This is a genomic window from Kitasatospora albolonga, from assembly GCA_002082585.1.
Lineage (GTDB): Bacteria > Actinomycetota > Actinomycetes > Streptomycetales > Streptomycetaceae > Streptomyces > Streptomyces stephensoniae.
In genome coordinates this window covers 7,790,112-7,802,703 of record CP020563.1, presented here as the reverse complement: position 1 = coordinate 7,802,703, position 12,592 = coordinate 7,790,112, and the positions used below count along the sequence as shown (strand labels likewise).

At 71.5% G+C, this 12,592-nt stretch carries 10 protein-coding genes; 5 read left to right on the top strand and 5 right to left on the bottom strand.

Translation table 11 applies throughout. The features are described 5' to 3' along the window. Window positions 1-80 precede the first annotated feature (80 nt). Window positions 81-818, bottom strand: a complete 738-nt coding sequence (locus tag B7C62_33855; GenBank protein ARF76716.1) for an SAM-dependent methyltransferase — start codon at window positions 816-818, stop codon at window positions 81-83. Window positions 819-1,378: 560 nt separating this feature from the next. Between B7C62_33855 and B7C62_33850 the strand changes: the two genes are divergently transcribed. Next, window positions 1,379-1,870, top strand: a complete 492-nt coding sequence (locus B7C62_33850; protein ID ARF76715.1) for a hypothetical protein — start codon at window positions 1,379-1,381, stop codon at window positions 1,868-1,870. A gap of 179 nt (window positions 1,871-2,049) precedes the next feature. Beyond that, complete coding sequence (locus B7C62_33845; GenBank protein ARF77504.1) at window positions 2,050-2,907, top strand: hypothetical protein; 858 nt, start codon at window positions 2,050-2,052, stop codon at window positions 2,905-2,907. Between the two features lie 4 nt (window positions 2,908-2,911). Here B7C62_33845 and B7C62_33840 read toward each other — a convergent pair whose 3' ends face one another. The 3 genes from B7C62_33840 to B7C62_33830 form a co-directional block, all read right to left on the bottom strand. Continuing rightward, window positions 2,912-3,883, bottom strand: a complete 972-nt coding sequence (locus B7C62_33840; GenBank protein ID ARF76714.1) for a hypothetical protein — start codon at window positions 3,881-3,883, stop codon at window positions 2,912-2,914. A gap of 80 nt (window positions 3,884-3,963) precedes the next feature. Further along, entirely contained in the window at window positions 3,964-4,203 is a 240-nt protein-coding gene (locus B7C62_33835) for a DUF397 domain-containing protein (protein ID ARF77503.1), read from the bottom strand. A gap of 242 nt (window positions 4,204-4,445) precedes the next feature. Further along, complete coding sequence (locus B7C62_33830; protein ARF76713.1) at window positions 4,446-7,121, bottom strand: helix-turn-helix transcriptional regulator; 2,676 nt, start codon at window positions 7,119-7,121, stop codon at window positions 4,446-4,448. Window positions 7,122-7,301: 180 nt separating this feature from the next. Between B7C62_33830 and B7C62_33825 the strand changes: the two genes are divergently transcribed. From B7C62_33825 to B7C62_33815, 3 genes are all read left to right on the top strand, one after another. Then, window positions 7,302-8,387 carry an alkene reductase gene (locus B7C62_33825; protein ID ARF76712.1) on the top strand — a complete coding sequence of 362 codons (1,086 nt, stop codon included), beginning with the start codon at window positions 7,302-7,304 and terminating at the stop codon, window positions 8,385-8,387. A 96-nt stretch (window positions 8,388-8,483) separates the two neighbouring features. Beyond that, window positions 8,484-9,707, top strand: coding sequence for an MFS transporter (locus tag B7C62_33820; protein ID ARF76711.1), 1,224 nt, complete (start codon window positions 8,484-8,486; stop codon window positions 9,705-9,707). A gap of 142 nt (window positions 9,708-9,849) precedes the next feature. After that, window positions 9,850-11,097 carry a CchlT gene (locus B7C62_33815; GenBank protein ARF76710.1) on the top strand — a complete coding sequence of 416 codons (1,248 nt, stop codon included), beginning with the start codon at window positions 9,850-9,852 and terminating at the stop codon, window positions 11,095-11,097. A gap of 46 nt (window positions 11,098-11,143) precedes the next feature. Here B7C62_33815 and B7C62_33810 read toward each other — a convergent pair whose 3' ends face one another. Beyond that, window positions 11,144-12,583, bottom strand: coding sequence for a pyridine nucleotide-disulfide oxidoreductase (locus tag B7C62_33810; protein ARF76709.1), 1,440 nt, complete (start codon window positions 12,581-12,583; stop codon window positions 11,144-11,146). Window positions 12,584-12,592 lie beyond the last annotated feature (9 nt).

The window sequence follows — 12,592 nt, the reverse complement described above, 5'->3', positions numbered from 1 at the left end:
AGGGTCCCGGCCTGCTTCACGCGTGCGCGGAAGGAGAAGCCGCTGTGGCCATGGGGGGTCCGATCGCCTCGTGACCGGCCTCAGGCCGGTTTGCGCCATACGGAGATGTGCTTGGCGGAGTCCTGGGTGAACGGTGTCCCGTCCCAGTCCGCGACACGGCGTTCATGTTCGAGTCCGGCGATCCGTGCCATCAGGTCGAGCTCGGCCGGCCAGGCGTAGCGGTGCCGGGAGTTGCCCCGGCGGTAGCGGCCGTCGTCGTCGCGGGTGAAGTGGTGCGAGACGAGAATCTGCTCGGCCAGGTCGAAGGTGTCGAAGCCGAGGTGCCGCTCGGAGACGTCGAACGGCACCGCGACCTGACCGGGCGGCAGCAGCCGCAGCGGCGGGACGCCCAGCTCGATGACGAACCGGCCGCCGGGCTCCAGATGGCGTGCGGCGTTGCGGAAGCACTCGACCTGCTCGTCCTGGGTGAGCAGGTTCGTGATCGTGTTGTAGACGAGGTAGACGAGGGTGAATCCGCCGGGGACGACGGTGGTGGCCATGTCGCCGATGACCACGGGGAGCGTCTCCTCGTCCACCTTGCGCCGGAGCACCGCCGCCATGGGCTCGGACAGTTCGATGCCCACGACCGGTACGCCGCGTTCCCGGAGGGGGACGCCGACGCGTCCGGTCCCGATGGCGAACTCCAGTGCGCGGCCGTCTCCGGCGAGCTCGGTGAGGAAGGCGAGAGCCGGTCCGAGAGCGGCGGCGGAGGACCTTTCGGCCTCCTCGGCGTCGTAGCGCTCGGCTGTCGCACGGGTCCACAGTTCGCTGCTGGTCATGGTCGGCCACTGTGCCGTGTACCGGAGGGCCTGTCGACTTATTTGTGCTCTCACCGGGCGCAGGGCGGTTCGCTGGACTATGCACTGATCGAATGCGATCGAGGGGGATAGGAACGGCCTTTTTCGTCGCCGGTCACGGTCGAATCGTGACAGAAATCGATCCCTATCGATCACCATGCCGTGTGCGCAAGAATGACTTTGCATGGAGGGGCTTGAGAGCCCGCCCCTCCTGTTCGACGCGGTAGTTTCCTCTCAGGCCCGCATGAGGGCCCGCCCGGGAAGTGATGTCCAGTCACACTCCCGGGAACGAAACAGATCGACAGGGAACAAACAAGTGATCGAGCCGATTCGCCGAGGGCGCTCACAGCTGCCCTCCGGGCAATTTCACGGTACCAGTTTCAATATCGTTCCCGTGGGGATTCCCGATGACCCACGAGGTCGTACGGCGATGCGGCCGAACACCTTTCTCAGCGCCTTCGCCCTCATGCGGACCGTGTTCTCCGGCACCGCGCTCGACGCGGGCGAGTCCGCCGCCCTCCGCCTGCCCGGTCTCGTCTGACATGCGGGTTCCCGTGTCCACCGGAGCCGGGATCGGCGGCCCGGCATTCGACCTCGGGTTCGCGGCCTTCGTCGAACGGAACAGGCCGCGTTATCTGCGCTATGCCGAGGCCCGCCTGTCTCCCGAGGAGGCCCCGCAGGGCGTCGCGGGCACCACGTCGGCCGCCGCCGTCGTGAGCACCACACTGGTCTCGGCCCGGAAGCGCTGGGGCTTCATATTGAGCCAGCCCTGCCCCGCGGCCGAGGTCTGGCAGGAACTGCGTATCCGGGTGGGCCGGGAGGCCGATCGCACCACGCAACGGAACCCCGCCCTGGCCGAGTTGTACCGGCGGCTCCCGGACGGGCACGCCGACAGCGTGGTGCTGTACTGCCGGCTCGGCTTCGGCATCGACGAGGCAGCCGAACTGATGGGCACCGAACCGCCCGCCGTCGCAACCGCCCTGACCGTCGTGCGGCGCGCGCTGCCGAATCTCATGGAAGGGAGGCGCCCCTGACCCACCCGTGAATTCCTCCGGCATATTCACTCTCCGGCCCGGTACGCCGGGGTGCGCCACTTTTCGCCAGCCTGCGCCACCCTTCACTCTTACCGGTAGTGGTGCTGCTGCGCGCTGCCCTCCTAAGATGGGCGACTTCACTCCGATCGGGGCGGAATCGGCGAGGGGACGGGCCGTTGCTGGAGAGAAAACATGTCGATCTGTCGTTGCCCAGTGCGGCGCGGATGTACGACTGGCTGCTGGGCGGCAGCAACAACTACGAAGTGGACCGAGCCGCCTGTGAGTTATTGCTGGAGGTGGCCCCGACATCGCGCGAGCTCGCGCTGAACAACCGGTGGTTCCTCCAACGGGTGGTCCGGGTGCTGGCCGAGGAGCACGGGATAAAGCAGTTCATCGACTTCGGCTCCGGCCTGCCGACCCAGCGGAACGTGCACCAGATCGCCCAGGAGGCCGATCCCGCCTCCCGTGTCGTCTATGTCGACAACGACCCTGTCGTCCTGGCGCTGGGGCAGTCCCTGCTGGACGAGAACGACAACACCACGATCCTGCCGGTCGACATGACGGACACCGACACCATCTTCGGGCACCCGGACTTCACCCGGCTCATCGACCTCACCCGGCCGGTGGCCGCCCTGTTCGTCTCCGTACTGCACTGCCTGCCCGACAGCGCCGGACCCAAGGCCCTGGTGGACCGGGTGATCGACAAGCTCGTACCGGGCAGCTTCGTCGTCGTGTGCCAGCTCGTGAGCGACGACCGGAAGGTCCGCGACGACGTCACCGAACTCATGCAGACGCAGACCGGGGGCCATTGGGGCAGGGTCCGCGAGAAGGCGGACGTGGAGGAAACGTTCGAGCGGCTTCTCGTGGAGGAGCCGGGCCTCGTCGATGTGACCGACTGGCGGCCCGACTCCGAGCTCCAGCAGCGCCAGCGGAGCGTCGAGTGGACGGAGTTCGGCGGGCTGGGGAAGGTGCGGTCCCGGGAACGGACACCGGGCGACGGCGGCCGGGGGCTGCCGGACGAAAGCCCTCGGGAGTAACCCCTCAGGAGTACCGTTCGACGGCCTCCTCCAGCATGCGCCGACTGGCCGCCGGTGAGGCACACGCCTCACCCTGGATGCGCAGGAGCAGCTGGAGGTGCCGCTCGAACTCGTTGTCCTTGGTCGGCCACGGCTTCGCGCGCTCCTCGGCGCTGCGCGCGGGCTTGGTGTAGTAGTCGGCCTTGCCGTAGCTCTCGACGTAGACGAGGTCGGGCAGTCCGCCGCGGCCGAACTGGAGGTGGGCCATACCGCCCGCCATCGACGCCTCGTTGCCGGCGATCATGCGGTCGAGGAGGACGAACCGGATGGTGACGTTCGGATCGTCGGCTATCTCCAGCAGATGGCGCATCTGCCCGAGCATCACCTCGTCCGGGCCGACCCGGCGCAGCAGGACGGACTCGTCCATCAGGAACACACAGCGCGGCGGTTCGGCCTGCTGGAAGACGCGGTCCTGACGCTCCTGGCGCAGGGCGACGCGCATCTCCATCTCCGGGCTGTCCCACTCGCTGATGTGGAGTCCGGTGCGGACGATGCAGCGCGCGTACTCCGCTGTCTGCAACAGCCCCGACACCAGGCGCACGTCGTACGTGGTGAGCCCGACGGCCATGGACTCGAGACCGAGCAGCCGACGCAGGTACTCGGCGGTGCAGTCGGCGAACCGGCTCTGGAACCATTCGGGTTCCAGAGCGCGGGAGAGCAGCATCGTCAGCTTCTCGCGCGCGGGTTCGTCGAGATCCAGATGTTCCATCACCGCTTCGACCGTGCGCCGCTCGGGCGTGGTCTCGGCGTTTTCCAGACGACTGATCGTTGAATTGGAAACGGGGACGGTTTTCGCCAGCGCCGTCTGCGTCAGGCCGGCCGCGTCACGGAATTCCTTGACGGCGAGCCCCAGCATGATGTTGGCCGCTGTCTTTGTGGCGTCTGGCCCGGCGGCGTGCCGGGCCAGACGGATGATGGGAACGGGTTCCGGGGACACGCCTTCTCCTTCAGCGGGCAGTCATCACATGATGGCATGCCGGAAGCGAAGGTGTCGCCCGAACCTGTGTGCTCCGCTGACTAGTTGAGGGAGCAGAGGGAGTCGAACTCGCCCTTCTTGGCACCGTCGACGAATGCTTCCAGCTCCGCGTTCCTGACGATCAACGCGGCACCGTCGGGGTCGGTCGAGTTGCGGATCGCGATGCCGCCCTGGGGCAGCGCGGCGAGTTCGATGCACATGCCGTTTGCTTCGGACTTGCGGCTCTTCACCCACTGGCCCGGGATGAGGTTAGCAGCCATGCCGTTCGTGAACTCCTGCATCGTCAATACGCCCTCTCTGTTCGATAATCCCATTTTCTCTTCCCTGTCCGTCGCCCTGCCCGTCGCGGCCATGGGACCGCACGGACGAAGATCCATGAAATCCCGTCATGCAATTTCATGGACCGGCGCGAGAGAAATGCTAGCGGGAGGAATTCGAACAGGGCTGTCCCACGTAAGGGTGGGATGTGCCGGCCCACCAGGCCGCGCGCGGGGCCCGGGACGGCGGGCCCCGGGCGCCGCCGTCAGGTCAGGTCGAGGAGCACGAGCTCCTGGCGCGACCCCACGCCGAGCTTCGGATACGCCTTGTAGAGGTGGTGCTCGACCGTGCGCGGGCTGAGGAAGAGCTGCGCGGCGATCTCCCGGCTGCTGCTGCCGTCCTTGGCCAGCCGCACCACCTGGAGCTCCTGCGGGGTCAGCCGGTCGATCGGGTTGTCCGCGGGCATCCGGGCCGACACCCGGTGTTCTCCTGTGGCCTGGAGCTCGGCCGCGGCCCGGCGCATCCAGGGCTCCGCGCGCAGGCTCTCGAAGGTGGCCAGGGCGGAACGCAGCACGCCCCGTGCCTCGTTGCGCCGCCGGGCCCGGCGCAGCCACTCCCCGTACAGGAGTTCGGTGCGGGCGCGTTCGAAGGGGCGGCCCCCCTTCTCGTGCAGGCGCAACGCCTGTGTGTAGTCCTCCGGCCGGTCGCCGAGGAGCGCCCGGCATCTGAGTACCACCGCCTGCGCCCAGGGCGCGGCGGCCGCTCCGGCCCGGGCCCAGTTCTCGAAGTGGCGCATCGCCTCCTCGGCGCGCTCCGGCCGGCCGAGCCGCACCGCGGCCTCGATCTGGTCGGCGGCGGTGGACAGGGACAGCCAGGTGTACCGGTCCGGGCCGGGCGGCGGCGGGTCCAGCCGGGTGAGGGCCGCCTCGAAGTCGCCCAGCCCCAGGTCGAGCAGGACGTGTGCGCAGTCCACTCCGGTGCGCAGGGCCTCGGGCGTGGCCTCCGCGATCTCCCGGACGCGCCGCGCGTCCCCCTCGATGGCCGCGATCCGCGCGCGCACCCCGCCGAGGCGGGCCAGGCGCCTGCGCATCCCGGTGCCCCGGGCGATCTCCTCCGCCTCCGCGACCCCCGCCTCGGCGTCCCGGTGGTGTCCCGTCAGCAGCTGAACGCGCGTCAGGATGTCGAGGGCGTACGGGAGTTCGCCGATCAGGGCCTCGGAGCGGCACCGTCGCACCTCCGCCGAGGCGAGCTCGAGCGCCGCCGCGTCGTCGCCGAGGACCAGGCCGCAGGTGAGCGCGAGCATCCGGACGGCCTGGCCGTCGGCCCCGGGTCCGGCGGATGCGTCGAGCCCTCCCTCCAGGAACCGGGCGAGCAGCGGCAGTCCGTGCTCGGCGTCGTCCTCGCAGAGCCGCTCCAGCCCCTCGACCAGCGGATCGGCGCAGTCGCCCGCCGCGAGCCGACCGGCGGCGGCGCGCACCGTCTCCCCGTCTCCGGCCAGCCAGCCGTAGGCGGCGGCGGTACGGAGCAGGCCGGCCGTCTCCGCGGTGGCGGTGTCCCCGGCGCGGGCCAGCAGGCCGCGGGCGGCTTCCCTCCGGTCGCCCAGCTCGAAGGCGACCGCCGCGCGGACCGAGGCGACCCGGGCTCCGACGGCCGGTTCGTCGGTCAGCTCGTCGGCCTCCCCGGCGAGCCGGTCCGCCTGCGAGGTGTGGCCCGCCGCGAGGGCCAGCGTGGCCGCTTCGGTCAGCCAGGCGGCGCGCTGCCGGTGGTCGGCGGCGATCCGGGCGGCGTGCCGGTACAGGCCGGAGGCCGCCGCGTACGCGGTACGGTCCCGGGCCCGCCCGGCCGCTGCGGCCAGCTCCAGGGCGATCTCCTGGTCGGGCCCGTTGGCCACCGCCAGCAGGTGCCGGGCACGGCAGTCGGGGTCCTCGGCGGCATCGGCCAGCGCCCGGTGCACGGCGATCCGGCGGGCGAGCACCGCACCCTGGTACGTCGCCGAGGCGATCAGCGGATGCCGGAACGTGACGATGCCGTCCATGACGTACAGCAGACCGTTCCGCTCGGCCTCCTCCAGGTCGCCGAGGTCCACGCCCAGCAGCTCCGACGCCCGCAGCAGCATGGGCAGATCGCCGCGTGCCTCGGCCGCCGCGATGAGCATCATCAGCCGGGTGCGCTCCGGCAGCCTGCCGATCTGCGAACGGAAGCCCGAGAGCACCCGGTCCGCGACCGGCAGCGGGTCGTGCTGGTACTGCTGCTCGCGCCGCGCGGAGTCGAACTCGATGAGCGCGAGGGGGTTCCCCGCGGACGCGGCGATGATCTGGGAGCGCAGCGCGGGCGCGGCGCCGCGTTCGGCCAGCAGCCGCGAGGAGTCCTCGAAGTCCAGCCGGTTCAGCCGCAGCTCCGGGATGCCCGGGGCGGTGAAGCCGTCGTCCCGGCCCGCCAGCACCATGGCCACCCCCTCGGCGGCCAGTCGGCGGGCGGCGAACAGCAGGGCCTCGGCCGTGGCCTGGTCCAGCCACTGGGCGTCGTCGACCAGGCACAGGACGGGGCCGTCGTCGGCGAGATCGGCGAGGACGGTGAGCACCGCGAGCCCGGTGAGGAAGCGGTCCGGCCCGCGCTCCTGTCCGGTGCCGAGGACCGCCCGCAGCGCGGCGGCCTGGGGTCCGGGCAGGGCGTCCAGGCGGTCCTGCACCGGCCACAGCAGCTGGACCAGGCCGCCGAAGGCCAGATCGGCTTCCGGCTCGATACCGGTGACCCGCAGGACGCGCAGCGGGCGGCCGTCCTCCCCGTCGTCCCGCACCGCCGTCCCGGCGAGCCAGTCGAGCAGGGCCGTCTTGCCGATGCCCGCCTCGCCACGCACCAGGAGAGCGCCGCTGCGCCCGGCACGTGCCCCGGCCACCAGCCGCTCCAGCCGCTCCTGCTCGGTGGTTCGCCCGTACAGCACCGACGTCCCCCTCCACCCGTTCGAAGATCCGCCCGCATGCCCTGGGTATACGGTCCCATGCTACTGATCCGGACCTACGTATCCGTACCTACGTATCCGGAGCAGTAGAGACTACGGATTCGCCGTGCGAGCTGCGCTCCTACCGTCGTGATCAGGACAACCGCTGATGATCACAACCTGATGGAGGAGACCATGTACGAGCTGTTCGCACCCCTGCGCGTGGGCAAGACGACCCTGCCGAACCGCCTGGTGATGGCGCCGATGACCCGCAGCCGCTCCGTCGACCGCTCGGTGAACGCGCTGACCGCCGAGTACTACGCCCAGCGGGCCGGGGCCGGGCTGATCATCACCGAGGGCACCCAGCCGAGCGTGATCGGCCAGGGCTACATCGACACCCCCGGTCTGCACTCGGCGGAGCAGGCCGCTGCCTGGCGCGGGGTGACCGACGCCGTGCACGCGGCGGGCGGCCGGATCTTCGTCCAGCTCATGCACTCCGGCCGGGTGGGCCACCCCAGCCTCTACCCGGACGGTGCTCTTCCGCTGGCTCCCTCGGCCATCGCCACCGGCGGGCAGATGTACACCCCCGAGGGCAAGGTCGACCACCCCGTTCCGCGCGAGATGACCCTGGAGGACATAGCGCGGACGGTGGAGGACTTCGTATCGGCCGCCCAGTACGCGGTGGAGGCCGGGTTCGACGGGGTGGAGCTGCACGGGGCCAACGGCTACCTGATCCAGCAGTTCCTCGCCGACGGCTCCAACCACCGCACCGATGTCTACGGCGGCTCGGTGGAGAACCGGGTGCGGTTCGCGGACGAGGTGGCGCGGGCCGTCAGCGACGCCATCGGGCCCGAGCGCGTGGGCATCCGCCTCTCCCCCGGGTCGACCAGCGAGGGCGTCAGCGAGAGCGACCCGGCCGGGCTGTACCGCACGCTGATCCGCACGCTGGCGCCGTACAACCTCGCTTACGTGCACATCATGGAGTTCGGCCACCGCGAGGTCACCGAGCTGATCCGCGCCGAGTGGCCGGGCACGCTGATCCTCAACCCGCACCGGACCGGCGCGGAGCCGTCGGTGACCCCCGAGGTCGCGCTCCAGGTGGTGCGGGACGGTCTCGCCGACGCGGTCAGCATCGGCTCGCTCTGGCTCGCCAACCCGGACCTGGACCGGCGCATCCAGGCCGGTGGCCCGTACAACACGCCGGACCCGAGCACCTTCTACGGCGGCGACCACCGGGGCTACACCGACTACCCCACGCTGTCCGCCTGACCTCGTGACGGCCCGGCACACCGGGCGGTGCCCGGTGTGCCGGGACCGTACAGACGAAGCCCGCCCGGCCCCTCCCTCACGACTGGAGAACTACTGATGAGTGACTCCCTCACGGGTCCGGGCACCGCGCGCCCCCAGGACGCCGCTGCCCCGGAACCCGGCACCGCCCGTATCCCCACCCTCTGGCTGGGGCTGATGGCCGGCCCGCTCTCGTTCGGCATCGCCGGGCCCGCCCTGGTCCTGGACGACATCGCCTGGGACCTGTCCACCAGCGTCTCCACCGTCACCTGGGGCGTGACTGCCTTCGGCTGGGGCATCGCGGTGGGCACGCCCCTGATGGCGGGTCTGCTGCGGCACCGCGGAGCACGGGCCGCACTGGGCGCCAGCGGGCTGCTGGTGCTGCTCGGCGCTCTCCTGGTGCTCACCGTGCCGCTGCTGCCGGCCGTCATCATCGGCTGCGCGCTCCAGGCTCTCGGCACCGCCGGACTGACCTCCATCGCCATGAGCCTGACGGACTCCGCCCGCTCGATGGGCTTCGTCACCGCCTCACTGGCGGTGGTCGGCTCCACCTCGCCGCTGGTCGGCTCGCTCGTCAACGACGCGCTGAACTGGCAGGCGACCCTCGCCCTGCCCGCGATCAGCCTGATCGGTCTGCTGGTGGTCATCCGGCGGGTCCCCACCAGGCCGACCTCGACCGCCGCCTTCGACGGGCTCGGCGCGGTGCTGCTGACCGCGGTGGTCACGGCGCTGGTCTTCGTCCCGCACTACCCGGCGGTCGCCGGGGTCGTCTCGGTGCTGACGATCGCCGCACTGGTGTGGCATCTGCGGCGCAGGCCGCAGGGGTTCGTCCCGGCGGTGGTGGTACGCAGCCCCGTCTTCCTGATCTCCTCGGTGCTGGCGCTCCTGCTCGCGGTGGCCAACTTCGGCATGATGTTCGCGGTCGCCGACGCCCTGTCCGACCACACGTCCTGGTCGAGCGGCCGGATCGGGGCGGCCATGGTCTGGCCGATGCTGCTGGGCGGTGCGCTGTCGTGGGCGGTGGTCTCCCTGTCGGCGAAGGTGGGCCGCCAACCGGTGATCATCGTCCTGGTCGCCCTGAGCGCCGCCGGGGTGGTGCTGGCCTCGGTGAGCACCGTCGCGGTGCTGCTGCTGTTGGCCCAGGCCCTCGCCTCGATCGCGGCGGCCTCCGGGCAGGGCGTCTTCGCGGTGCATTCCACCAAGGCCGTGCCGGACGAGGAGCGCCCGGCGGCCATCGGCCTGTTCAACCTCTGCTATCTGCTCGGCGCGGCCTTCGGGCCGGCGATCGTCTCGCTGATGTAGGCCCGGTGGGAGCGCCGGGCGGCACGGATGACGGCGATGAGGGCCGGACCGCGGGTTCTCCGCGGTCCGGCCCTCATCGCCGTGGTCCTGCCCGACATCGCGGGCCGGGCCCCGGCCTCGTCCTATGGGGAAGACTGGGCCCATGAGAGACATCGTTTTCGCGCGCCGGAGCGGCTGGATTCCGAACGTGATCCGTGAGGACGGTGAACTGAAGCTGATGCTGGGTGCCGGGGCCGACGCCAACCACGAGCCCCGCACGTTCACGTTCCCGATCGGGGAAGCCCACCTCACGGTGATCCAGGAGGATCTGGCCCGGCACCTGCTGCTGTGGAGCGCGGTCCTCCCGCTGTGCGACGCCGCCGGAACCCGGGGCAGGCTCGACGAGGAAGCCGCCGTCGCGCTCCTGGACCCGGTGCTCCTCTCCGCGCCCGAGGACGTCGACGCGCTCTTCCGGCGCATCCCGTGGGACAGGGCCCGACTCGTCGCCCACGGGGCCGACACCCGTCTGCTCGAACGCGGTCAGGTCTGCGCGGCGCTGCGCGCGGCGACCGAGACGTCCGACGGGAAGCGGGCCCAGGAGGACCACGCGCACCGCCGTCGTGCCGAGCGCGGAGTGGTGCTCGGCCCGCTCGACACCGCGCTTCTGAAGTACACGGGCCAGTACCTGCACGGCGCGGCGGTTCCGAAACGGATACCCGGTGCCGTCGATCCCGCGCTGCTGCCCGAGGTCGTACGGGTCATCGCCACCGCGGAGCAGGCGTGCGCCGGGATGCGGATCGGCCGCGATCCACGGCGGGGGAAGCGCGCCACGGACAAGCGCGACTGGGACCGGATGGCGAAGGCCGTCGAAACCGCCGTCCGCCGCGCACGGCCCGGGCTCGCCGAGGACGCAGTGCGTACCGTGAGCTTCCTGATGTGCTCGGAGGCCGCGGAGCGCGCCAGGAACTCATCCCTGGACGACGATGAAGAGGCTGTCGGCGGGAGTGCGCGGAAGACGGCCCTGTCCTTCACCGACGACAAGGGCGTCGAGAGGAAGTGGCGCCGGGGCCATCCCCGTACCGCCACCGCGGAGTTCTGGGAGTTCGTCGGCGAGCGCTCCGCCGGGGACAACGAGGTGTTCACCATCGAGGACGAGGAGATGGGCGAGGGCGTCCAGCTCCACTTCTACGCGGACTCCATCGCCCGGGTCACGACGGTACGCAAGGGTGAGGGCGGGTCGGACCCGGAGTACCGGGTCGAGTACAGCCTGGTCGACGGGATGGACGGGTACCGGAAGCTGGTGAGCGCCTTCGTCGGCGGCGGCTGCGCCGCACTCGGACCGTACGGCTCCTGGATTCCGGATGCCGCCGAGTTCGAGCGCGCGCGTCGGCGGCGGCGCGCCGCGGAGTAGGGGCGGTCCGGCCTCTCACCGCCTCCGCCCCCGGCTCCGTCCGTACTCACCCCCGGTACGTCTCCAGCAGCCGCAGCCACACCTCGCTGATCGTCGGGTACGCCGGAACCGCGTGCCACAGCCGGTCGATGGGCACCTCCCCCGCCACCGCGACCGTCGCGGAGTGCAGGAGTTCGCCGATGCCGGGGCCGACGAAGGTCACGCCGAGGAGGATCTCGCGGTCCAGGTCCACGATCATGCGGGCGCGGCCCTTGTAGCCGTCGGCGTACAGGCCGGAGCCGGCGACCGAGGCGAGGTCGTAGTCAAGGGCGCGGACCCGCCTGCCCGTGCGTTCGGCCTCGGCGAGGGTGAGGCCGACGGAGGCGGCCTCGGGGTCGGTGAAGACGACCTGGGGAACGGCCGCGTGGTCGGCGGTGGCCGCGTGGGGGCCCCAGGGGGCCGTGTCCAGGGGCGGGGTCTGCCGGGCCCGGGCGGCGATCGCCGCGCCCGCGATACGGGCCTGGTACTTGCCCTGGTGGGTGAGGAGGGCACGGTGGTTGACGTCCCCGACCGCGTACAGCCAGTCCGTGCCCTCGACGCGGCAGCTGTCGTCCACCGTGAGCCAGGAGCCGGGCTCCAGGCCGACCGTCTCCAGGCCCAGGTCGTCGGTGCGCGGGGCCCGGCCGGTGGCGAAGAGGATCTCGTCGGCCTCGATCCGGGTGCCGTCGTCCAGGACGGCCGTGACCGGGCCGTCCGGTGCGGGGCGGTGCACGGCGGTGACGGAGACTCCCGTACGGATGGTGGCTCCGGCCTCCGTCAGCGCCTCGGCCACCAGCTCGCCCGCGAAGGGCTCCATCTTCGGGAGCAGGCCCCCGCCCCGGATCAGCAGCGTCACCTCGGCGCCCAGCGCCTGCCAGACGGTCGCCATCTCCACGCCGACCACTCCCCCGCCGACGACCACGAGCCGGCCGGGCACCTCCTTGGCGCTGGTGGCCTCGCGGCTGGTCCAGGGGCGGGCCTCGGCGATGCCCGGGAGGTCGGGGACGACGGCCCTGGTGCCGGTGCACACGGCCACGGCGTGCCGGGCGGTGAGCCGGTGCACGGTGCCGTCGGGGGCGGTGACGGTGACCTCGCGGGGGCCGGTGAGGCGGCCCGTACCCCGGTGGATGTCGGCTCCGATGCCCTCCAGCCAGCCGGCCTGCCCGTCGTCCTTCCAGTGGCTCGTCATCCCGTCCCGGTGGGCGAGGACGGCCGGTACGTCGAGGGGGCCCCGCACGGCGGAGCTCAGGCCCGGTACGCGGCGGGCGTCGGCGCGGGCGACCACGGGGCGCAGGAGGGCCTTGCTCGGCATGCAGGCCCAGTACGAGCATTCGCCGCCGATCAGCTCGGACTCCACCACGGCGGCGCTGAGCCCGGCGGCACGCGCCCGGTCGGCCACGTTCTCCCCCACCGGACCCGCACCGATGACCACGACGTCGTACTCGGAAGCATCCACTGCGTCTGTCATGGAAGTCAT

Coding starts and splice junctions, on each gene's coding strand:
- B7C62_33850 (ARF76715.1), top strand. CDS start 1,379: ATGCGGGTTCCCGTGTCCACCGGAGCCGGGATCGGCGGCCCGGCATTC.
- B7C62_33820 (ARF76711.1), top strand. CDS start 8,484: ATGAGTGACTCCCTCACGGGTCCGGGCACCGCGCGCCCCCAGGACGCC.
- B7C62_33825 (ARF76712.1), top strand. CDS start 7,302: ATGGAGGAGACCATGTACGAGCTGTTCGCACCCCTGCGCGTGGGCAAG.
- B7C62_33835 (ARF77503.1), bottom strand. CDS start 4,203: ATGCAGGAGTTCACGAACGGCATGGCTGCTAACCTCATCCCGGGCCAG.
- B7C62_33810 (ARF76709.1), bottom strand. CDS start 12,583: ATGACAGACGCAGTGGATGCTTCCGAGTACGACGTCGTGGTCATCGGT.
- B7C62_33855 (ARF76716.1), bottom strand. CDS start 818: ATGACCAGCAGCGAACTGTGGACCCGTGCGACAGCCGAGCGCTACGAC.
- B7C62_33815 (ARF76710.1), top strand. CDS start 9,850: ATGAGAGACATCGTTTTCGCGCGCCGGAGCGGCTGGATTCCGAACGTG.